The sequence below is a fragment of the Pseudomonas sp. FIP_A4 genome (assembly GCF_036701605.1).
GTDB lineage: Bacteria > Pseudomonadota > Gammaproteobacteria > Pseudomonadales > Pseudomonadaceae > Stutzerimonas > Stutzerimonas phenolilytica.
The window spans coordinates 108692-131948 of sequence record NZ_JAYDXP010000130.1 but is presented as its reverse complement, the minus strand read 5'-3'; the positions used below and the strand labels follow the sequence as shown (position 1 = coordinate 131948).

16 protein-coding genes are annotated in these 23257 nt (G+C 60.4%); 9 read left to right on the top strand and 7 right to left on the bottom strand.

What is annotated here, in order from left to right; all coding sequences use genetic code 11:
- Positions 1-18: 18 nt before the first annotated feature.
- Positions 19-432 carry a CopD family protein gene (locus U8L64_RS19890; RefSeq protein WP_333398790.1) on the bottom strand — a complete coding sequence of 138 codons (414 nt, stop codon included), beginning with the start codon at positions 430-432 and terminating at the stop codon, positions 19-21.
- 169 nt (positions 433-601) lie between these two features.
- On the opposite strand from U8L64_RS19890, the gene moaA reads away from it, so the two are divergent.
- The 9 genes from moaA to U8L64_RS19845 all read left to right on the top strand — a co-directional run bounded on the left by moaA (position 602) and on the right by U8L64_RS19845 (position 14878).
- Positions 602-1597, top strand: a complete 996-nt coding sequence (gene moaA, locus U8L64_RS19885) for a GTP 3',8-cyclase MoaA (RefSeq protein ID WP_043295663.1) — start codon at positions 602-604, stop codon at positions 1595-1597.
- Positions 1598-1795: 198 nt separating this feature from the next.
- The gene (gene smc / locus U8L64_RS19880; protein ID WP_333398788.1) at positions 1796-5284 is read left to right on the top strand and encodes a chromosome segregation protein SMC; all 3489 of its coding nucleotides are present in this window, start codon (positions 1796-1798) and stop codon (positions 5282-5284) included.
- 189 nt (positions 5285-5473) lie between these two features.
- A complete protein-coding gene (zipA, locus tag U8L64_RS19875) occupies positions 5474-6295 on the top strand; it encodes a cell division protein ZipA (protein WP_054093078.1) in 822 nt (273 codons plus the stop codon).
- A 192-nt stretch (positions 6296-6487) separates the two neighbouring features.
- Complete coding sequence (tig, locus tag U8L64_RS19870; RefSeq protein WP_054093077.1) at positions 6488-7798, top strand: trigger factor; 1311 nt, start codon at positions 6488-6490, stop codon at positions 7796-7798.
- 87 nt (positions 7799-7885) lie between these two features.
- Positions 7886-8524, top strand: a complete 639-nt coding sequence (clpP, locus tag U8L64_RS19865; RefSeq protein WP_037019733.1) for an ATP-dependent Clp endopeptidase proteolytic subunit ClpP — start codon at positions 7886-7888, stop codon at positions 8522-8524.
- Between the two features lie 97 nt (positions 8525-8621).
- Positions 8622-9902, top strand: coding sequence for an ATP-dependent Clp protease ATP-binding subunit ClpX (clpX, locus tag U8L64_RS19860; RefSeq protein ID WP_008567895.1), 1281 nt, complete (start codon positions 8622-8624; stop codon positions 9900-9902).
- Positions 9903-10024: 122 nt separating this feature from the next.
- Complete coding sequence (lon, locus tag U8L64_RS19855; RefSeq protein ID WP_333398783.1) at positions 10025-12421, top strand: endopeptidase La; 2397 nt, start codon at positions 10025-10027, stop codon at positions 12419-12421.
- 133 nt (positions 12422-12554) lie between these two features.
- The gene (gene hupB / locus U8L64_RS19850; protein ID WP_003282502.1) at positions 12555-12827 is read left to right on the top strand and encodes a nucleoid-associated protein HU-beta; all 273 of its coding nucleotides are present in this window, start codon (positions 12555-12557) and stop codon (positions 12825-12827) included.
- Positions 12828-13033: 206 nt separating this feature from the next.
- The gene (locus tag U8L64_RS19845) at positions 13034-14878 is read left to right on the top strand and encodes a SurA N-terminal domain-containing protein (RefSeq protein WP_333398766.1); all 1845 of its coding nucleotides are present in this window, start codon (positions 13034-13036) and stop codon (positions 14876-14878) included.
- Positions 14879-14941: 63 nt separating this feature from the next.
- On the opposite strand, the gene fabI is transcribed toward U8L64_RS19845, so the two are convergent.
- The 6 genes from fabI to U8L64_RS19815 are packed head-to-tail and all read right to left on the bottom strand — an operon-like array spanning position 14942 to position 23143.
- A complete protein-coding gene (gene fabI / locus U8L64_RS19840; protein WP_043295652.1) occupies positions 14942-15736 on the bottom strand; it encodes an enoyl-ACP reductase FabI in 795 nt (264 codons plus the stop codon).
- The gene (locus tag U8L64_RS19835) at positions 15717-17363 is read right to left on the bottom strand and encodes an ABC transporter ATP-binding protein (RefSeq protein ID WP_333398763.1); all 1647 of its coding nucleotides are present in this window, start codon (positions 17361-17363) and stop codon (positions 15717-15719) included. Before U8L64_RS19835 ends, fabI begins: the two co-directional genes overlap by 20 nt.
- A gap of 1 nt (position 17364) precedes the next feature.
- Positions 17365-18384, bottom strand: coding sequence for an ABC transporter permease (locus U8L64_RS19830; protein ID WP_043295650.1), 1020 nt, complete (start codon positions 18382-18384; stop codon positions 17365-17367).
- Between the two features lies 1 nt (position 18385).
- On the bottom strand, positions 18386-19459 hold the full coding sequence (locus U8L64_RS19825) for a microcin C ABC transporter permease YejB (protein ID WP_333398760.1): 1074 nt from the start codon (positions 19457-19459) through the stop codon (positions 18386-18388).
- 1 nt (position 19460) lies between these two features.
- The gene (locus U8L64_RS19820) at positions 19461-21320 is read right to left on the bottom strand and encodes an extracellular solute-binding protein (RefSeq protein ID WP_156714653.1); all 1860 of its coding nucleotides are present in this window, start codon (positions 21318-21320) and stop codon (positions 19461-19463) included.
- Positions 21317-23143: an extracellular solute-binding protein gene (locus U8L64_RS19815; protein ID WP_333398841.1), complete on the bottom strand. Its 1827-nt coding sequence runs from the start codon at positions 23141-23143 to the stop codon at positions 21317-21319. The genes U8L64_RS19820 and U8L64_RS19815 overlap by 4 nt, the downstream gene beginning before the upstream one ends.
- Positions 23144-23257: the final 114 nt, after the last annotated feature.

Sequence of the window (23257 nt, the reverse complement as noted above, 5' to 3'; positions counted from 1 at the left end):
CGGACGGTCATTTCTCGGTCAGAAGGGTTTGGCCAGCACCAGCCAGAGCGTAAGGACGATCAGCAGTGGTACCAGCACGCCGATGGCCAGGCACTGGCGTGTCACGCTGCGCTCGGGCGCGCGTTCGACGCGCAGCACCAGCACGCCGCATAGCGCGTGGCAGAGCGCCATTGCGGTGACTACCGTGAGTTTCATGATCAGCCAGCCGGCGAGCGTGCCATCGTGCAGGAATAGAGCCGTACCGGAGCCGATCGCCAGCAGGGCCGCCGGGGTGCTGACCAGGGTGAAAACCAGGCGGGTGAGGTGCGCGTGGTCGCGGTAGAACAGCCGATCGCCCGACCGCGTTCCAGCGCTGATCAGCGCCGGCAGGTACAGCAGCGACCCGCACCAGCAGAGCAGGGCTGTGAAGTGCAGCAGTTTCAGCAAAGGCATGCGCATCGTCCCGCTGGTAGCGAATCTGAAGCTGTGACAGCCCGCTGCCGATGCCGTTCGGGTGATTGCTGGCGCTCCCGGCGCCGAACGGTGGGCTTAAGACTTTGCCTGAATCGCTCCGAGCGCATAGGCTGGGCACAAGGGGACAGCAAGGCAGTTGGAGACGCTCATGTCCGATTCACAGTTGGTCGACCCGTTCGGCCGGCGCATCACGTACCTCCGCTTGTCGGTGACTGATCGCTGCGATTTCCGTTGCACCTACTGCATGAGCGAGGACATGGTCTTCGCGCCGCGCGAGGAAATCCTCAGCCTGGAAGAGCTGTACGCCGTCGCCGATGCCTTCATCGGCCTGGGCGTGAAGCGCATTCGCGTGACCGGCGGCGAGCCGTTGGTGCGAAAGGGACTGCCGACGCTGCTGGCGCGGCTCGGTGCGCGCGAGGAGTTGGAAGACCTGGCCATCACCACCAACGGCTCGCAGTTGCACGCGCTGGCCTCGACGCTGCGCGAGGCGGGCGTGAAACGCTTGAACATCAGCCTGGATTCGCTCAAGCGCGAGCGTTTCGCCGAATTGACCCGGCGTGATCGCCTGGAGCGCGTGTTGGCCGGGATCGAGGCGGCACGCGCGGCCGGCTTCAAGCGCATCAAGCTCAATAGCGTGATTCTGAAGGGACGCAACGACGACGAAATCATCGATCTGGTGACGTTCGCCATCGACCGCGGGCTGGATATCAGTTTCATCGAGGAGATGCCGCTGGGCAGCGTATCCAGCCACGAGAGGCACGTCACCTTCTGCTCCAGCGACGAAGTGCGCCAACGCATCGAAACGCGCTACCCGCTGGTGCGTAGCAGCCATGCCACTGGCGGGCCGTCGCGTTACTGGCAGGTGGCCGGGACGCAGACTCAGGTCGGTTTCATCTCCCCGCACAGCAACAACTTCTGCGGTAGCTGCAACCGCGTGCGGGTCACCGCCGAGGGCAAGCTGGTGCTCTGTCTGGGGCATGAGGGGGCGCTGGACCTCAAAAGCCTGATGCGTGCCCATCCGGGCGACGCCGAGCGTCTGCGCAATGCGCTGGTCGATGCCCTACAGCTCAAGCCGGAGAAGCATCACTTCAATACCGACGATCAGGTCCAGGTGGTGCGCTTCATGAGCATGACCGGCGGCTGAATCTGCCCCGGATGTCGCGCGCGACTCTCGCCCGTACGCGGCATCAGCGTTGCGAACGGCTGCGCATCACCCGTGCCGTGGCCGCGAAGCCGCGTGATAAACTCCGCCGCCTTGCACCCACCATTCGATGCCAGGACATCCGATGCTCGCGGCGACCCTGCTCGTTTCTTCTCACGCTGACCGCCACGGACAGGCCGCATGCGACTGAAAAGCATCAAACTCGCCGGCTTCAAATCCTTCGTCGACCCCACCACGGTGAGCTTTCCCAGCAACATGTCGGCGGTGGTCGGGCCTAACGGCTGCGGCAAGTCCAACATCATCGACGCCGTGCGCTGGGTGATGGGTGAAAGCTCGGCGAAGAACCTGCGTGGCGAGTCGATGACCGACGTCATCTTCAACGGCTCCAACACCCGCAAGCCGGTGACGCAGGCCAGCATCGAGCTGATCTTCGACAACTCCGACGGCAGCCTGACCGGCGAGTACGCGGCCTTCGCCGAAATCTCCATCCGCCGTCGCGTTACCCGTGATGGACAGAACACCTACTTCCTCAACGGCACCAAATGTCGGCGGCGCGACATCACCGACATCTTTCTCGGCACCGGCCTCGGCCCGCGCAGCTATTCGATCATCGAGCAAGGAATGATCTCCAAGCTGATCGAGGCCAAGCCGGAGGATCTGCGCAACTTCATCGAGGAAGCTGCCGGCATCTCCAAGTACAAGGAGCGCCGTCGCGAGACCGAGAACCGCATCCGTCGAACCCACGAGAACCTGGCGCGCCTGAGCGACCTGCGCGAGGAACTGGAGCGCCAGCTCGAACGCTTGCACCGCCAAGCGCAATCGGCGGAAAAGTACCAGGAGTACAAGGCCGAGGAGCGCCAGCTCAAGGCGCAGCTGTCGGCCTTGCGCTGGCAAGCGTTGAACGAGCAGGTCGGCCAGCGCGAGCAGATCATTGGCGATCAGGAGGTCGCCTTCGAGGCGCTGGTGGCCGAGCAACGCAATGCCGACGCCAGCATCGAGCGCCTGCGTGACGGTCATCATGAGCTGTCCGAACGTTTCAATCAGGTGCAGGGGCGGTTCTATTCGGTTGGTGGCGACATCGCCCGCGTCGAACAGAGCATCCAGCACGGCCAGCAGCGCCTGCGCCAGCTGCAGGACGATCTGCGCGAGGCCGAACAGGCGCGGCTGGAAACCGAATCGCATCTGAGCCACGACCGCACCTTGCTGGCGACGCTCGACGAAGAGCTGGCCATGCTCGAACCGGAACAGGAGCTGGCCGGCGCGGCGGCGGAGGAGTCCGCGGCTCAGCTGGAAGAAGCGGAAACCTTGATGCAGGCCTGGCAGGAGCAATGGGAGCGCTTCAATCAGCGCAGTGCCGAGCCGCGTCGGGCGGCTGAAGTACAGCAGGCCCGTATCGCCCAGCTCGAGCAGAGCCTGGAGCGACTGGCCGAGCGCCAGCGCCGACTGGATGATGAGCGCGCCCTGCTTGCCGCCGATCCCGAGGATGCGGCGATTCTCGAACTCGGCGAGCAGCTGGCGATCGGCGAGCTCAATCTGGAGGACCTGCTGGCGGCGGGCGAACTGCTCGATGAGCAGGCGGAGCAGCAGCGCGAGCAGGTGCGGCAACTGATGCAGGCCCAGCAGCAGGCGCATGGCGATCTGCAGCGGCTCAATGGCCGTATCGCCTCACTGGAAACCCTGCAACAGGCCGCGCTGGACCCGGGCAAGGGCGTCGGCGATTGGCTGGAGGCACAGCAACTTCAACAGCTGCCACGGCTGGCCGAAGGCCTGCGCGTCGAGCCCGGCTGGGAGCGGGCGGTGGAGACCGTGCTCGGTGCCGACCTGCAGGCGGTGGTGCTGGAGGATTTCGCCGGGCTGAGTTTCGACGATCTGGAGCAGGGCGAACTGCGTTTGGTCTGCTCCGCTGATCGCGCTGTCGCGCGCTCGGGTAGCCTGCTCGATAAGGTCGACAGCCCGCACGACCTGGCGCCGTGGCTGGCTGGGGTGCGGCCGGTGGAGTCGCTGGAACAGGCGCTGGCCGGTCGTGCTGCGCTGGGCGAGGGCGAAAGCCTGATCAGTCGTGAAGGCTATTGGGTCGGTCGGCATTTTCTGCGTGTGCGCCGTGGCGGCGAGGCGAAGTCCGGCCTGATCGCGCGCGGCCAGGAACTGGAGCACCTGCACGCCGAGCGCGGCGAGCGAGAGGCGAGTCTCGACGACCTGCAGCAGCGCCTGCAGCAGGCGCAGGCGAGGCAGCAGCAGCTCGAGGGGGAGCGCGAGGCGCGACGTCGTCAGCAACAGGACGAGGCGCGTCGGCAGGGCGAACTCAAGGCCCAGCTGTCGGCACGACAGGCCAAGGTCGAGCAGCTGGTGCTGCGCCGTCGACGGCTGGATGAGGAGCTGGCCGAGCATCAGGAGCAGCGCGCGCTGGAGATCGAGCAGCTGGGCAAGGCGCGGTTGCACCTGCAGGAGGCGCTGGACGCCATGTCGCAGGACACCGAGCAGCGCGAAGCGCTGCTGGCCGGTCGTGACGGTCTGCGTGAACAGCTCGATCGCATCCGTCAGGATGCCCGCCAGCACAAGGACCACGCACACCAGCTGGCACTGCGGGTCGGATCGCTCAGGGCGCAACACGACTCGACCCGCCAAGCGTTGGAGCGCCTGCAGCAGCAGTTCGAACGCACTGTCGAGCGGCGCGAACAGCTGAGCCTGAATCTCGAAGAGGGCGAGGCGCCGCTGGAAGAGTTGCGGATGAAACTCGAAGAGTTGCTCGAGCGGCGCATGGGTGTCGAGGATGAGCTCAAGCACGCGCGCCTGGCGCTGGAGGATGCCGATCGCGAACTGCGCGAGGCCGAACGGCGCCGTACTCAGGCGGAGCAGCAGGCGCAGGTGTTGCGTGGCCAGCTGGAACAGCAGCGGTTGAGCTGGCAGGAACTGAGCGTGAGGCGCAAGGCGCTGCAGGATCAGTTGCACCAAGATGGCTACGATCTGCACGGTGTTCTGGCGACCTTGCCAGTCGAAGCCAGCGAGCAGGGCTGGGAAGGGGAGCTGGAGCGCCTTGCTCAGCGCGTTCAGCGTCTCGGCCCAATCAACCTCGCGGCGATCGACGAGTACCAGCAGCAGTCCGAACGCAAGCGTTATCTCGATGCGCAGAATGACGATCTCGTCGAGGCGCTGGATACGCTGGAGAACGTCATCCGCAAGATCGACCGGGAGACGCGCAATCGCTTCAAGGAAACCTTCGATCAGATCAATGGCGGGCTGCAGGCACTGTTCCCGAAAGTCTTCGGCGGCGGCAACGCCTATCTGGAACTTACCGGAGAAGATTTACTCGATACCGGGGTGGCGATCATGGCGCGCCCGCCCGGCAAGAAGAACAGCACCATCCACCTGCTCTCCGGTGGCGAAAAGGCGCTGACTGCCCTGGCGCTGGTGTTCGCGATCTTCCAATTGAATCCAGCGCCATTCTGCATGCTCGACGAGGTCGATGCGCCGTTGGATGACGCGAACGTCGGCCGTTATGCGCGACTGGTCAAGGAGATGTCGGAGAAGGTGCAGTTCATCTATATCACCCACAATAAGATCGCTATGGAAATGGCGGACCAGCTTATGGGCGTGACCATGCACGAGCCCGGCTGCTCGCGGCTGGTGACTGTGGATGTGGAACAGGCAGTAGCGCTGGTGGAAGCATGAGCAGGGTGCGCCACGGCACGGTAGCGCCGCTTCGGCATTCTCATTCGGCGATACAAAGAGAACTGTCGCACAGTGCAAACCTACCGTTCGTCGTGCTAGCTTAATGCACAATTTTTTATGATGCGGGAAAAGTTGACCTAAGTGGTTGAATTCCCGCCGTTATCATCGAGTTCAGAGGTAAACGGATTAATGGATATCGGTCTGCGCGAGTGGCTGATCGTCATCGGCATCATTGTCATCGCGGGCATTCTGTTCGATGGCTGGCGCCGTATGCGAGGCGGCAAGGGAAAGCTGAAATTCAAGCTGGACCGCAATTTGACTGCGAATCTGCCGGAGCTCGATGAAGATTCGAAAGAGCTGCTCGGACCACCCAGAGTGGTCAGTCGCACCAGCGAGCCGTCGCTCGATGAGACTGACATGCCATCGATGAGTGCCCGTGAGCCCGCTAAGCGGCGCGCATCAGTCGAGCCGCGCCAGGGCGATCTGCATTTTGCGGCGGATGAACCGGTTCCGACATTGCTCGATCCTGTACTTGATGAGGCAGACGAGACGAGCGACGAGCCGCGTGACCCGGCAGCGGTGGAGGAGGTGTTGGTCATAAACGTGATATGCCGTGACCCTCAGGGGTTTCGGGGGCCGGCGTTGCTGCAGAACATTCTCGAAAGCGGTCTGCGCTTCGGTGAGATGGATATCTTCCACCGCCACGAGAGCATGGCCGGCAACGGTGAAGTGCTGTTCTCCATGGCTAATGCGGTCAAGCCCGGCACTTTCGATCTGGATGATATCGATCATTTCACCACGCCAGCGGTGAGCTTCTTCCTTGGTTTGCCCGGCCCGCGCCATCCGAAGCAGGCGTTCGATGTGATGGTTGCGGCTGCCCGCAAACTTTCCGCTGAGCTGAATGGCGAACTGAAAGACGATCAGCGCAGCGTTCTTACCGCTCAGACCATCGAGCATTACCGCCAGCGTATCGTCGAATTCGAACGTCGGCAGATGACACTCAAGCGCTGAGCGAGCTGTCACTCTTCACTTCTTAATAGCCCGCGTCGCCGCCAGTCCGGCGCTTTGCCGTATCCAATCGTGCGGTAGAGCGCCGCGGCCTCTGCCCCACGACGGGGTGACTTCTCTTTATCGAGCCACTAGAATGCTTGCCCATTCTGGGGCCGGAACGCCCGGCTTATGTCTGTGCAACGAGGAAAATCCATGCAAGTTTCTGTTGAAAGCACCTCCGCTCTTGAGCGCCGCATGACCATTGGCGTGCCGGTCGAGCGCATCGAGACCGAAGTCAACAAGCGTCTGCAACAGACCGCCAGTCGTGCCAAGATCCCCGGTTTCCGTCCCGGCAAGGTGCCGATGAGCGTTATTCGTCAGCGCTACGAGGAAGCCGCTCGCCAGGAAGCATTGGGTGATCTGATCCAGTCGACCTTCTATGAAGCCATTGTCGCCGAGAAGCTGAACCCGGCGGGCGCTCCGTCCGTCGAGCCGAAGGTGTTCGAAAAGGGCAAGGATCTCGAGTACGTCGCTACGTTCGAAGTGTTCCCGGAATTTGAAGTCGGCGGCTTCGACGCTATCGAAGTCGAGCGTCTGCAAGCCGAAGTGGCCGACAGCGACGTCGACAACATGCTGGAAATCCTGCGCAAGCAGAACACTCGTTTCGAAAATGTCGATCGTGCGGCTGAGAACGGCGACCAGCTGAACATTGATTTCGTAGGCAAGATCGATGGCGAGGCCTTTGCTGGTGGTTCAGCCAAGGGCACCCAACTGGTCCTGGGTTCAGGTCGTATGATCCCCGGATTCGAGGACGCTCTGATCGGCGCCAAAGCAGGTGAAGAGCGCGTGATCAATCCGACCTTCCCCGAGGATTACCAGAACCTTGATCTGGCCGGCAAGACCGCGGAGTTCACCGTTACCGTGAACAGCGTTGCGGCACCGCAGCTGCCGGAGCTGAACGATGAATTCTTCGCCCAGTTCGGTGTGCAGGAAGGTGGAGTAGAAGGCTTCCGCGCGGAAGTGAAGAAAAACATGGAGCGCGAACTGCGCCAGGCCATCAAGACCAAGGTGAAGAACCAGGTAATGGAAGGTTTGGTTGCCGGCAATCCGATCGAGGTTCCGAAGGCGCTGATCGACAACGAAGTCAATCGTCTGCGTGTGCAGGCGGTCCAGCAGTTCGGTGGCAACATCAAGCCTGACCAGCTGCCGGCAGAGCTGTTCCAGGAGCAGGCCAAGCGCCGCGTTGTTCTGGGTCTGATCGTCGCTGAAGTCGTCAAGCAGAAAGAGCTGAAGCCCGACGAGGCGCGCGTTCGCGAACTCATCGAGGAAATGGCGTCGGCCTACCAAGAGCCTGAGCAGGTCGTTGCGTGGTACTACAAGAACAACGAGCAACTGAACGAAGTCCGTTCGGTTGTGCTCGAAGAACAAGTTGTAGATACTGTTCTGCAGCAGGCGAAAGTGACCGACAAATCGGTCTCTTACGAAGAAGCCATCAAGCCTGCGGAAGCTCCGCAAGCAGCCTGATCTTCAAAACGTTCGAGTGCACAGACACAAGCCAGCCCTCGTGCTGGCTTGTGTCTTTGAGGCATGACAAGGGAGTATCGTTGGAACATGTCCCGCAATCCTTTTATGCAAGTTCCGGACATTCAGGCCGCTGGCGGTCTGGTCCCGATGGTGATCGAACAGTCCGCACGCGGCGAGCGGGCTTATGACATCTACTCTCGCCTCCTGAAGGAGCGGGTGATCTTCATGGTTGGCCAAGTCGAGGACTACATGGCGAACCTGATCGTGGCCCAGTTGTTGTTCCTCGAGGCAGAAAATCCCGAAAAGGACATCCACCTCTATATCAACTCGCCGGGCGGTTCGGTCACCGCAGGCATGTCGATCTACGACACCATGCAGTTCATCAAACCGGATGTTTCAACGATTTGCATCGGGCAGGCCTGTTCCATGGGCGCTCTGCTGTTGACTGGCGGTGCTGCCGGCAAGCGTTACTGCCTGCCGCATTCACGGATGATGATCCACCAGCCGTTGGGCGGTTTTCAGGGGCAGGCATCTGACATCGAGATTCACGCCCGCGAGATCCTCACCATCCGCGAGCGGCTGAACAAGGTGCTTGCGCACCACACCGGTCAGCCGATGGATGTCATTGCCCGAGATACCGACCGCGACAACTTCATGAGTGGTGATGAGGCCGTTAAGTACGGGCTGATCGACCAGGTTCTGACGCAGCGCCAGCTGGCTGTCTGATCTCCACAGCCCGCGATATGCGGCTGCTCCGTGGGCTTGAAAAAGCCCACGATTGCCTTCATCTTGTGTTTCAAGCCTTCCCGATTGGATTGTTCGAATGACTGACACCCGCAACGGCGAGGATTCCGGCAAACTGCTCTATTGCTCCTTCTGTGGCAAAAGCCAGCACGAAGTGCGCAAGTTGATCGCTGGTCCCTCCGTTTTCATCTGCGACGAGTGCGTCGACCTGTGCAATGACATCATCCGCGAGGAGGTGCAGGAAGCCCAGGCGGAAAGCAGCGCGCACAAGCTGCCTGCGCCCAAGGAAATCAGCGGCATTCTTGACCAGTACGTTATTGGCCAGGAGCGCGCGAAGAAGATCCTGGCGGTAGCGGTTTACAATCACTACAAACGCCTCAATCAGCGCGACAAAAAAGAAGAAGTCGAACTGGGCAAGAGCAACATTCTGCTGATCGGGCCGACGGGCTCGGGCAAGACGCTGCTGGCCGAGACCCTGGCTCGGTTGCTGAACGTCCCGTTCACCATTGCCGATGCCACAACCCTGACTGAAGCGGGGTACGTGGGCGAAGATGTCGAGAACATTATTCAAAAATTGCTGCAGAAGTGTGATTACGACGTCGAAAAGGCCCAAATGGGCATCGTCTATATCGACGAGATCGACAAGATTTCTCGCAAATCCGACAACCCCTCCATCACGCGTGACGTTTCGGGCGAAGGCGTGCAGCAGGCGCTGCTCAAGCTGATCGAAGGCACCGTTGCCTCCGTTCCGCCTCAGGGTGGACGCAAGCATCCGCAGCAGGAGTTCCTGCAAGTGGATACGCGCAACATCCTGTTCATCTGTGGTGGAGCGTTTGCCGGTCTGGAGAAAGTCATTCAAGCGCGATCGACGCGAGGCGGCATCGGCTTTAGTGCCGAGGTGCGCAGCAAGGATCCGGGCAAGAAGATTGGCGAGGCTCTGCGTTCGGTCGAGCCGGACGATTTGGTCAAGTTCGGTCTGATTCCCGAGTTTGTAGGGCGCTTGCCTGTGATCGCTACGCTCGATGAACTCGATGAGCCAGCGCTGATTCAGATTCTCACCGAGCCCAAGAATGCGCTGACCAAGCAGTACGCCAAGCTATTCGAGCTGGAGGGCGTTGATCTGGAGTTCCGTCCGGACGCGCTCAAGGCGATCGCCAGTCGTGCGCTTGAGCGGAAGACCGGTGCACGCGGTTTGCGCTCGATTCTGGAAGGTGTATTGCTGGACACCATGTATGAAATTCCTTCGCAGAAGGACGTTAGCAAGGTCGTCATCGATGAGAGCGTGATCGAAGGTGCGTCCAAACCGTTGTTGATCTACGAGAACAATGAGCCGCCAGCAAAGGCTGCACCTGACGCATGATGAACAAGGGGCCTGCGGGCCCCTTCGCATTTTGGGCAGCTTGTTTTTCCTCCGGTATGCCCCCATCTTGTTGCTAGGCAACCCGCCCGTTTTCGCCGTATGGCCGTCGTAGAGCAGAATTTATGAAGACAACCACCGAATTGCCCCTTTTGCCGCTGCGCGACGTCGTGGTTTACCCGCACATGGTGATCCCGCTCTTCGTTGGCCGTGAAAAATCTATTGAAGCGCTCGAATCGGCTATGGCTGGTGATAAGCAGATTCTGCTCGTCGCACAGAAAAACCCTGCCGACGATGATCCAGCCGAAGAAGCGCTGTACCGGGTCGGTACGATCGCGACCGTGCTGCAGCTCCTGAAGCTACCCGATGGAACGGTGAAGGTTCTGGTGGAAGGTGAGCAGCGTGGCGTCATCGAACGTTTCTTTGACGTGGATGAGCATTGCCGCGTCGAGGTTCGGCTGATCGACGAGAGCGAGGCGGATGCTCGTGAGGCGGAGGTTTTTATCCGCAGTCTGCTTAGTCAGTTCGAGCAGTACGTGCAGATGGGCAAGAAGGTGCCGGCAGAGGTGCTGACATCTCTGGCCGGCATCGATGATCCGGCGCGCCTGGTGGATACCATGGCGGCTCATATGGCGCTGAAGATCGAGCAGAAACAGGCAATTCTGGAGATCACGGACCTTGCGGCTCGCGTCGAGCACGTGCTTGCGCTGCTGGATGCCGAAATCGACCTTTTGCAGGTGGAAAAACGTATTCGTGGTCGCGTGAAGAAGCAGATGGAGCGCAGCCAGCGCGAGTACTATCTGAACGAGCAGATGAAAGCTATTCAGAAAGAGCTCGGCGACATCGATGAAGGGCATAACGAGATCGATGATCTGAAAAAGCGCATCGAGAACGCTGGTCTGAGCAAAGATGCCTACGCCAAGGCCCAGGCGGAATTGAACAAGCTCAAGCAGATGTCACCGATGTCGGCCGAAGCCACGGTTGTGCGCACCTATATCGACTGGCTGGTAAATGTGCCTTGGAAGGCGGCCAGCAAGGTGCGCTTGGATCTGGCTAAGGCTGAAGAGGTTCTGGATGCCGACCATTACGGTTTGGATGAGGTCAAGGATCGTATTCTTGAGTATCTCGCCGTGCAAAAACGGGTCAAGAAGCTCAAGGGGCCGGTCCTGTGTCTCGTTGGGCCGCCGGGCGTCGGCAAGACCTCGCTGGCGGAGTCCATTGCACGCTCAACCAACCGCAAGTTCGTTCGCATGGCCCTCGGCGGCGTTCGTGACGAGGCGGAGATTCGTGGGCATCGACGCACCTATATTGGCTCGATGCCGGGGCGCCTGATCCAGAAAATGACCAAGGTTGGTGTACGTAACCCGCTGTTCCTGCTCGATGAAATCGACAAGATGGCCAGCGATATGCGTGGCGATCCGGCCTCGGCATTGCTGGAGGTTCTCGATCCCGAGCAGAACCACAATTTCAACGATCATTATCTTGAGGTGGATTACGATCTTTCGGATGTGATGTTCATCTGTACGGCCAACTCAATGAACATCCCTGCGCCGCTGCTCGACCGTATGGAGGTGATCCGTCTGCCGGGTTACACCGAAGACGAGAAGATCAACATCGCTACCCGCTACCTGGCGCCTAAGCAGATCCAGGCGAACGGGTTGAAGAAGGGTGAGCTCAGCATTGATGAATCAGCGATTCGCGACATCATCCGCTACTACACCCGGGAAGCGGGCGTGCGTAGCCTAGAGCGACAGCTGGCCAAGGTGTGCCGTAAGGTGGTCAAGGAGCATGCAACGCAAAAGAGTTTCCATGTCGACGTGACGGCTGATTCGCTTGAGCATTTTCTAGGGGTTCGTAAGTTTCGCTACGGACTGGCAGAGCTGCAGGATCAGGTCGGCCAGGTCACGGGGTTGGCCTGGACCCAGGTCGGTGGCGAGCTGCTGACTATCGAAGCGGCGGTTGTGCAGGGCAAGGGCCGGCTCACCAAGACCGGCTCGCTCGGCGAGGTGATGGGTGAATCGATCACGGCGGCTTTGACCGTGGTACGCAGCCGTGCGCGGGCGATGGGTATTGCTCCGGATTTCCACGAGAAGCAGGACATTCACATTCACGTCCCCGAAGGCGCAACTCCGAAGGACGGTCCCAGCGCAGGTATTGGCATGTGCACGGCTTTGGTTTCGGCGCTGACGCAGATTCCGGTGCGTGCGGATGTCGCAATGACCGGTGAAATCACCCTCCGTGGACAAGTGCTCGCCATCGGTGGCTTAAAGGAAAAGCTACTTGCTGCTCATCGCGGCGGGATCAAGACGGTAATCATCCCGGAAGAAAATCAGCGTGATCTGAAAGAGATTCCTGAAAATATTAAGCAGGACCTACAGATTAAACCGGTCAAGTGGATTGACGAGGTCCTGCAAATTGCGCTGCAATACGCGCCGGAGCCCTTGCCTGATGCGGCTCCCGAGATTGTTGCAAAGGACGATACGCGCGAGTCTGATTCCAAGGAGCGAATCAGCACGCATTAGCCGGGGAGGCTTTCTTGACATATTTTCAGGGCCCTTGTTATAAAACGGCCCTTTATGTCAGTGCCGTTCCAGCACCGCTTTGCTTACACCCGAAAATTAAAGATACGACTCAACAGAAATAAGGGGACTTAGAGTGAACAAGTCGGAACTGATCGATGCTATCGCTGCATCTGCTGATATTCCTAAAGCTGTTGCTGGCCGCGCGCTGGATGCAGTGATCGAATCTGTCACCGGTGCCCTGAAGGCTGGTGATTCCGTCGTACTGGTTGGTTTCGGAACCTTTGCTGTCAAGGAGCGCGCTGCACGCACTGGCCGTAACCCGCAGACTGGTAAGCCGATCAACATCGCTGCCGCAAAGATCCCGGGCTTCAAGGCCGGCAAGGCTCTGAAGGACGCCGTCAACTAAGCGTCTTTTCTATCCGGCTGGCGGCTGACACATGTCACGCTGGCGAGGCGGTTGCCGACAGTTACAATCTGTGGGTCAAGCGCTGGGGATCGATTCCCAGCTGCCGCAAAACTCCGAGAAGGCGCATCCCTGGATGCGCCTTTCTTTTATCCAGTTCGACCCGCGTGCTGCGCAACCCATCGCGCCGCAGACTCCTTGGGGGACGCATGCTTCAGAACATCAGGGACAATTCACAAGGCTGGATTGCCAAAACCATCATCGGAGTCATCGTCGTGCTTTTGGCACTGACTGGCTTCGACGCGATATTCAATACCGTAGGCAATGACAACAGTGCGGCCGAGGTCAATGGCGAGAAGATTTCTCGCTACGATCTGGATCAGGCAGTGAACATGCAGCGTCGTCAGCTGGCTCAGCAGCTTGGCGGCGATTTTGATGCCTCGCTGCTGGACGATAAGCTGCTTCGTGATGCAGCCCTGAGCTCGTTGATCGAGCGCACGTTGCTGCTTCAGGGCGCGCAGCAAAACGGCTTCGACTTTTCGACCCAGGCGCTGGATCAGCTGATTCTGCAGACGCCAGAGTTTCAGGTTGACGGCGTCTTCAATGCTGCACGCTTCGATCAGGTGATCCAGCAGATGGGCTATTCGCGCCTGCAGTTCCGCGATCTGCTCAAACAGGAGATGCTGATCGGTCAACTACGTGCCGGCATTTCCGGTACGGGGTTCGTGACCGAGCAGCAGGTCGACAATTTCGCCCGCTTGGAAATGCAAACGCGCGATTTCTCCAGCCTAGTCGTATCTGCGGACTCAAGCGCAGTCACGCCCACCGACGATGAAGTTCGCAAATTCTACAAGGAGAACGCTGAGCGTTTTCGTTCGCCCGAGCAGGTTGTTCTCGAGTATGTCGAGCTGAATAAAGAAGCGTTTTTCGATCAGGTAGAGGTATCTGACGAGGCGCTGCAGGAGCTCTACCAGAAGCAGATTGCTAACCTGTCAGAGCAACGCCGGGCCGCGCACATCTTGATCGAAGGTAACGATCCCAAGGCCAAGAGCACGCTTGAGGACATTTCCAAGCGCCTGCAGGCCGGAGAGGACTTCGCTGCGCTGGCCAAGGAGTTTTCACAAGATCCGGGATCGGCCAGCGAGGGCGGCGATCTCGGTTTTGCCGGTCGCGACGTGTATGACCCGGCTTTCGAAGATGCTCTGTATGCGCTGCAGGAGGGCCAGGTGTCCGAGCCCGTGCAAACCGAGTTCGGTTGGCACCTGATCAAGCTGCTCGGCGTTCAATCGCCGGAAATTCCGAGTTTCGACAGCATGAAGCCGGAGCTGGTGCGCGAGCTCAAGGCGCAGCAGGTCGAGCAGCGATTCGTCGAGGCGAGCAAACAGCTGGAAGATTCGGCATTCGAAGCTTCTGACTTGGCGCAGCCAGCGCAGGAACTAGGCCTCACTGTACAAACCACGCCGGCGTTTCCGCGTGAAGGTGGAGAAGGTATTGCTGCCAACAGGCAGGTGATTCAAGCTGCATTCAGCGACGAAGTACTGGTCGATGGTGCGAATAGCTCGGTGATCGAGCTGGACCCGAACACCACGGTCGTCGTGCGGGTCAAGCAGCACCTCGAAGCAAAGGCACTAGAGCTAGATCAGGTGCGTGACACGATCGTGCAGCAGCTGCAACGTAGCAAAGCTGCCGAGAAAGCACGTAGCGAAGGCGAGGAGTTGCTGACGAAGCTGCGCGACGGTCAGGTTGTTGAGCGGCAGTGGCAGGTCGTCGAGGCTGCCACCCGTAATCAGGAAGGCGTGCAGCCGGCCGTGTTGCAGGCTGTTTTTCGTATGCCCAAACCTGCCGCCAAGGATCAGCCGACCTATTCCGGAATGTCATTGGCCAATGGTGACTTTGTGGTGCTGCGACTCAATGGTGTGAATGAGCCGGAGCAGGCGCTTTCCGATGCGGAGCGCGATAACTATCGGCGCTTCCTGGCCTCGCGGGTTGGCCAGCAGGACTTTGCCGCCTATCGCCAGAAGCTGCAGGAACAGGCAGAAATCGAACGCTACTGACGCACGATCTGCAGATACAAAAAACCCGCGTTTAACGCGGGTTTTTTGTATCTCGCGAAGCGATCAGTCTTCCAGAGCGCCCATTGCGGTGGTGTTGAAACCGCCGTCGACATAGAGAATCTCGCCGCTAATACCCGAGGCCAGATCCGAGCAGAGGAAGGCGCCGGCGTTGCCGACTTCCTCGATGGTCACGTTGCGACGCAGCGGGGTCTGCTTCTCGTTGGCAGCGAGCATCTTGCGGAAGCTGGCGATGCCGGAAGCGGCCAGGGTGCGGATCGGGCCAGCGGAGATGCAGTTCACACGGGTGCCTTCCGGGCCGAGGCTGCCGGCCAGGTAGCGCACGCCGGCCTCCAGCGAGGCCTTGGCCATGCCCATCACGTTGTAGTTGGGCATGGTGCGCTCGGCACCCAGGTAGGAGAGGGTCAGCAGGCTGCCGTTGCGACCCTTCATCATTTCGCGACCGGCCTTGGCCAGTGCCACGAAACTGTAGGCGCTGATGTCGTGGGCAATCTTGAAGCCTTCACGGGTGGTTACTTCGGTAAAATCGCCATTGAGCTGATCGCCTGGGGCGAAGCCGACCGAGTGGACGATGCAGTCCAGGCCATCCCACTTCTTGCCCAGCTCCTCGAACACCTTGGCAATATCCGCGTCGTTGGCGACGTCGCAAGGGAAGCACATCTCGGCGCTGGAGCCCCAGCCGGCGGCGAACTCCTCGACGCGACCCTTGAGCTTGTCGTTCTGATAAGTGAACGCCAGTTCAGCGCCTTCACGGTGCATGGCGGCGGCGATGCCAGAGGCAATCGACAGTTTGCTGGCAACGCCGACGATCAGTACGCGCTTACCGGTGAGAAAACCCATGTGCTTGTCCCTCTTCTGGTTGTTCGGCAGCGCCGGGCGCCATGAAGGCGGATTCCAGCAACTGCTGTGTATATGGATGTTGCGGCGCGGCAAAAATATCGGCGGCCGCACCTTGTTCCACCACCTGGCCCTGCTTGACCACCATCATTTGGTGGCTCAGTGCCCTGACCACCGCCAGATCATGGCTGATGAACAGGTAGGTCAGGTTGTGCTTGGCCTGCAACGAGCGCAGGAGCTCAACTACCTGGCGCTGTACCGTTCGATCGAGCGCCGAGGTGGGCTCGTCGAGCAATATCAGCGCCGGTTTCAATACCAGAGCCCGGGCAATGGCAATACGTTGCCGTTGCCCGCCGGAAAACTCGTGCGGGTAGCGATGCCGGGTTTCCGGATCCAGGCCTACTTCCCGCAGCGCATCGATGATCACCTGTTCCTGCTCGGCCGCACTGCCCATGTGGTGGATGCGCAATCCTTCGCCGACGATCTGGCCTACGGACATCCGTGGACTCAGACTGCCGAACGGATCCTGGAACACCACCTGCATCTGCCTTCGCAGCGGGCGAATTTCACGCTGCGAAAGCAACTGCAGATCGCGTTGCTGGAAACGAACGGCTCCGCGACTGCCTATCAGACGGAGGATCGCCAGACCCAGCGTCGACTTACCGGAACCGCTTTCTCCGACGATGCCCAGTGTCTGTCCTTTCGGCAGGCTGAAACTGACGCCATCCACGGCTTTCACATGATCCACGGTGCGTCGCAGTAAGCCCTTTTTTATCGGAAACCAGACACGCAGGTCGTCGACTTCCAGCAGTGGCTCTGCCGCCTCGACCGCCAGCGGGCCGCCGCTGGGCTCCGCCGCCAGCAGCTCGCGGGTATAGGGGTGCTGCGGTGAGCGAAACAGCTCTTCACACGATGCCTGTTCGACGACACAACCGCGCTGCATGACACATACGCGATGCGCCACGCGCCGCACGAGGTTCAGATCGTGGCTGATCAGCAGCATGGCCATGCCCAGGCGGTTCTGCAGGTCGCGCAGCAGTTCCAGGATCTTCAGCTGAACAGTGACGTCCAGCGCGGTGGTCGGCTCGTCAGCGATCAGCAGCTCCGGCTCGTTGGCCAGCGCCATCGCAATCATCACGCGCTGCCGCTGCCCGCCGGAAAGTTCGTGCGGATAGGCACGGATGCGCTTGCGCGGATCAGGAATGCCTACCAGCTCGAGCAGCTCCAAGGTTCGAGCGGTAGCGGCCTTGCCGCGCAGACCCTTATGGATTTCCAGTACCTCGTTGATCTGCGTGCCGACCGTGTGCAGGGGGTTGAGCGAGGTCATCGGCTCCTGAAACACCATTGCGATGCGATTGCCGCGAATGCCGCGCATACGCTTCTCGTCGGCCTGCAGCAGGTCTTCGCCGCCATAGAGAATCTGCCCAGCGGGGTGGCGCGCCAGCGGGTAGGGCAGCAGGCGCAGAATCGAATGCGCGGTGACCGATTTGCCCGAGCCGCTTTCACCGACCAGCGCGAGTGTCTCGCCCCGGCGGATATCGAAGCTGGCGCCCTCGACCACACGCTGGGCCTGGCTGCCGTGGGTGAACTCGACGGCGAGCTCGCGTACTTCAATCAGATTCTCGGTCATCCTATTTCCTCGGATCGAAGGCATCGCGGGCGGCTTCGCCGATGAACACCAGCAGCGTCAGCATCAGCGCCAGCACCACGAAGGCGCTGATACCTAGCCATGGCGCCTGCAGGTTGGATTTACCCTGGGCGACCAGTTCGCCGAGCGACGGCGCGCCGGGCGGCAGGCCGAAACCGAGAAAATCCAGAGCCGTCAGAGTGCCGATGGCGCCGGTGAGGATGAACGGCATGAAGGTCATGGTCGAAACCATGGCGTTGGGCAGGATGTGGCGGAACATGATCGCACCGTTCTGCATGCCCAGCGCGCGCGCCGCGCGGACGTACTCCAGATTGCGTCCACGCAGAAACTCGGCGCGCACCACGTCCACCAGACTCATCCAGGAGAACAACAGCATGATGCCCAGCAACCACCAGAAATTCGGCTGCACGAAACTCGCGAGGATGATCAGCAAATAAAGAACCGGCAGGCCCGACCAGATTTCCAGCACACGCTGGCCGACCAAGTCCACCCAGCCGCCATAGAAACCCTGTAGCGCACCGGCGATCACGCCGATGACCGAGCTGATCAGTGTCAGCGTCAAGGCGAACAGCACCGAGATGCGGAAGCCGTAGATCACCCGCGCCAGTACGTCTCGGCCCTGATCGTCGGTGCCCAGCCAGTTGTGCAGCGAGGGCGGCGCAGGTGCCGGAACCTGCAGATCGTAGTTGATGCTCGAATAATCGAATGGAATCGGCGGCCAGATCATCCAGCCATCGCCGGCCTCGATGAGCTCGCGGATGTACGGGCTCTTGTAGTTGGCCTGCAAGGGGAATTCGCCGCCAAAGGTCGTTTCCGGGTAACGCTTGAACACCGGGAAGAACCATTCGCCGTCATAACGCACAACAATCGGCTTGTCGTTGGCGATCAGCTCCGCACCCAGGCTGAGCACGAACAGCGCGAGGAAGATCCACAGCGACCACCAGCCACGCTTGTGCGCCTTGAACAGCGCCAGCCGGCGCTGATTGAGAGGAGACAACTGCATATCAGGCCTCCCTGCTTTCGAAGTCAATGCGCGGATCGACCAGGGTGTAGGTCAGATCGCCGATCAGTTTCACCACCAGGCCGAGCAGAGTGAAGAGGAAGAGGGTGCCGAACACCACCGGATAGTCGCGATTGATCGCCGCCTCGAAGCTCAGTAGGCCGAGGCCGTCCAGAGAGAAGATCACCTCGATCAGCAGTGAGCCGGTAAAGAACATGCCGATGAACGCCGACGGGAAGCCGGCGATGATGATCAGCATGGCATTGCGGAACACATGGCCGTAAAGCACGCGGTTCTTGCTCAGGCCTTTGGCGCGGGCGGTGATCACGTACTGCTTGTTGATTTCGTCGAGGAAACTGTTCTTGGTCAGCAGCGTCAGCGTGGCAAAGTTGCCGATTACCAGCGCCGTCACCGGCAGAGCCAGATGCCAGAAGTAGTCGATAATCTTGCCGCCCAGACTGAGCTCGTCGAAGTTGCCGGACGTCAGTCCCCGGAGCGGAAACCAGTTCCAGTAGCTGCCGCCGGCGAACAGCACGATCAGCAGGATCGCAAAGAGGAATGCCGGAATCGCGTAGCCGACGATGATCGCCGAGCTGGTCCAGACGTCGAAGGTGCTGCCGTGGCGCGTGGCCTTGGCGATACCAAGAGGAATCGACGCCAGATACATGATCAGCGTGCTCCACAGCCCGAGCGAGATCGATACAGGCATCTTCTCGACGATCAGCTCAGTGACCGACGCATCGCGAAAGAAGCTCTCGCCGAAGTCGAGCCGCAGATAATTGCTGAGCATGATCCAGAAGCGCTCGGCAGGCGGTTTGTCGAAGCCGTAGAGACGCTCGATCTCGGCCACCAGTTCGGGATCCAGGCCTTGCGCGCCGCGGTAGCTGGTGCCCGCTACGGAAACCTCCGAGCCGCCACCGGCGATCCGGCTGGTGGCGCCTTCAAAGCCCTCCAGCTTGGCGATTGCCTGTTCGACCGGCCCGCCGGGGGCAGCCTGGATGATGATGAAGTTGATCAGCAGGATGCCGAACAACGTCGGGATGATCAGCAAAAGACGACGAACGATATAGGCCCGCATTTCAGTGCTCCGTCTCGCCGGCCGATTTTCCGCTGCGTTCGTCAACGGGCTTGGCAACCGGAGCGGAGGCTTCCGGTTTCTTCCACCAGGTCATCAGACCGATATCCTGCCGCGGCGTGGTCTCAGGATGCGCGAGATGATTCCAGTAGGCGACACGCCAGGTCTTGATATGCCAGTTGGGAACCACGTAGTGCCCCCAGAGGAGGACACGATCCAGAGCGCGCGTGCGGGTCACCAGTTCCTGGCGCGAGTCGGCGGCGATCAGCTGCTCCACCAGGCTGTCGATGGCCGGGTCCTTTAAGCCGATGAAGTTGCGGCTGCCGGGGTTGTCGGCGCTCGCCGAGTGCCAGTATTCACGCTGCTCGTTGCCGGGCGAGTTGGACTGGCCGAAGCCGCTGACGATCATGTCGTAATCGCGCGAGCGCAGCCGATTGATGTACTGCGAAACATCCACGCGGCGGATCTCGAGCTCTATCCCCAGATCGGCCAGGTTGCGCTTGTACGGTAGCAGGACACGCTCGAATTCAGCTTGCACCAGCAGGAATTCCAGCTTCATCGGCTTGCCGTCGGCATCGACCATCCGATCATCCCGCACCTGCCAGCCAGCCTCGGTGAGCAGGCGGTAGGCGCGGCGTTGCTGTTCGCGAATGATGCCGTTGGCGTCGGTCTTCGGCAGGTCGAAGGGTTGGTCGAACACTTCGTCCGGGATCTTGCCGCGCAGGGGCTCGAGCAGTTGCAGTTCCTGCTTGTCCGGCAGGCCGCTGGAGGCCAGTTCGGAATTGTCGAAATAGCTACGGGTGCGCGTATAGGCGCCATTGAACAGTTGACGATTGGTCCACTCGAAATCAAACAGCAATGCCAGCGCCTCACGAACCCGGCGGTCCTGCAGCAGCGGGCGACGGATATTGAAGATGAAGCCCTGCATGCCGGTCGGGTTGTGATTGGCAATTTCCTCCTTGATGATCCGGCCGTCATGCACTGCGGCAATGTCGTAGGCGGTGGCCCAGTTCTTTGCACTGGTCTCTAGCCAATAGTCGAAGTGCCCGGCTTTGAATGCCTGCAGGGCCACGGTGTTGTCGCGGTAGTAGTCGAAGACCAGGCGGTCGAAGTTGTAGAAGCCGCGATTGACCGCTAGATCCTTGCCCCAGTAGTCCTTCACTCGGGCGTAGCGGATGGTACGACCTGCCTGGACTTCCTCGACGCGATACGGTCCGCTACCCAGCGGCGGTTCCAGACTGCCGGAGGAGAAGTCGCGACTTTCCCACCAATGCTTGGGCAGCACCGGCAGCTGGCCAAGGATCATCGGCAGCTCGCGGTTGCCGGCATGCTTGAAATCGAAACGCACGCGACGCTGGCTTTCGGCTGTTACCTTCGCCACATCGGCGTAATAGCCGCGATAATGCGGCGCGCCCTGGCTCATCAGGGTTTCGAAGGTGAATACCACGTCCTCGGCGGTCACCGGCTGGCCATCGTGGAAACGCGCCTGCGGGCGCAGATGGAAGCGCACCCAGCTGTTGTTCGGGCCCTTTTCGATCTTCTCGGCAAGCAGACCATAGACGGTGAACGGCTCGTCCAGGCTATTGGTGGTGAGCGTGTCGTAGATCAGACCGATGTCGTCGGCAGCGACACCCTTGTTGATGAAGGGATTGAGCGAGTCGAAGCTGCCGAATCCGGCCTGACGCAGCGTGCCGCCCTTGGGCGCATCGGGATTGGCGTACTCGAAGTGGCTGAAGTCGGCCGGATATTTCGGCTTTTCGTCATAGAGCGTCAGCGCATGACGTGGCGCGGCGTCGCAAAGGGCGGCGACGCAAAGCAGGCCGAACAGTCCGCTGCGAAGCAGGGGGCGGATACGAGTGATCATTTGGCTGTCTCCAGGTCCTTCAGCCACCAGGTGCGCAGCCCCAGTGTGTAGGGCGGCGTGGTGGCGTGGGCGAACCGATTGCGGTAGGCCAGGCGATGATTGCTGATGAACCAGTTGGGAATGGTGTAGTGATGCCACAGCAGGACGCGATCGATGGCACGACTGATCGCCACCTGCTCGTCACGTGTGCTGGCAGCAAGGAGTTTCTCCAGCAGGGCGTCGACCACCGGATTGGCGATACCGGCATAGTTGCGCCCGCCTTTCACGTCGACCTGGCTGGAATGAAAGTACAACCATTGCTCGATGCCGGGGCTGAGACTCTGCGCCAGGGTCGTGAGGATCATGTCGTAATCGTATTGGTCCAGACGCTGCTTGTACTGGGCGCTGTCGACGGTGCGCAGACGTGCCTGGATGCCGATGCGCGCGAGATTCGCCACATAGGGCTGCAAAATCCGCTCCAGGCGCGGGTTGACCAGCAGAATCTCGAAACTCAGCGGTCGCCCGCTACGATCGAGCAAATAGTCGCCGGAGAGTTTCCAGCCGGCCTCGGCGAGCAACGCCAACGCTTGACGCAGCGTGTCGCGCGGGATGCCATGCCCGTCCGTGCGTGGCAGCTGGAATGGTTCGCTGAAGAGCCTGGCTGGCAACTGTTCGCGAAATGGTGAGAGCTGCAGCCACTCGCTGCCTTCCGGTATGCCGACCGCGGCGAATTCGCTGTTGGGGTAGTAGCTTTCGCTGCGCTGGTAGGCGGAGTAGAACAATGCCCGGTTGGTCCATTCGAAATCGAACAGCATGCCCAATGCTTCACGCACGCGCTGGTCGGCGAACGCCGGGCGCCGGTTATTCATGAACAGCGCCTGGGTGTTGCTGGGAATCCGGTGAGGTATCTCGGCCCGGATGATCTCGCCGCGCGCCAGTGCCGGGAACTGGTACCCGTTGGCCCAGTTCTTGGCCTGATGTTCGATGAAGAAATCGAACTCGCCGACCTTGAACGCTTCGAACGCCACCGTGTTGTCGCGGTAGAACTCCACATCGACGCGGTTGAAGTTGTACTTGCCGCGATTGACCGGCAGGTCCTTGCCCCACCAGTCCTTTACCCGCTCGAAGACCAGCTTGCGCCCAGGTAGCACTTCGACCAGCCGATAAGGTCCGCTGCCGAGCGGCGGATCGAAGGTCGTTGCCTTGAAATCGCGACCCTTCCAGTAGTGCTGCGGCAGTACCGGCAGCTCGCCGATGCGCTGGATGAGCAGCGTATTTGGCTGCTCGAAGACGAAGCGGATGCGGTGGCGCGAGAGGATGTCGATTCGCTTGACGCCCTCCAAGTTGGTCCGATAGCGCGGATGGCCGTCGCGGATCAGCAGCCGATAGGAGAAGGCGACGTCATAGGCGGTGATCGGCTGGCCATCGTGAAAGCGCGCCTGCTTGCGCAGGTTGAACACGACCCAGCTTGGGTTTTCGCTGTACTCGATCGATTCGGCGATCAGGCCGTAGCTCGAGGCCGGCTCGTCTCCGGACGGGTCATAGAACCCGGTGCCAACCATCAGCGGCTCATTCAGCTCGCTGATGCCATATTCGAGGAAATCCGGAGTGGCACTCGGGCTGGTGCCCTTGAAGGTATAGGGGTTGAGCGTGTCGAACGTACCGAAGGCCATCAGCTTGAGGAGACCGCCCTTGGGCGCTTCGGGATTCACCCAGTCGAAATGGGTAAATGTTGCAGGGTACTTGAGGACGCCGAACTGCGCATAACCGTGGCTTTCGCTGATGGTTGCGAGGGCGGGAAAGCTCAAGACCAGGCAGGTGAGTAACGGGAACAGGCATCGCATCAGGCTGGGAATCCGATCCATGGCGCTTTCGGGCTTCTCGGCCGGGTACAGTAACAGCTTGTCTGCGCTGGAAAAAGGCAGATGGAGTCGGGCAAACTGCCAGCTATTTCAATA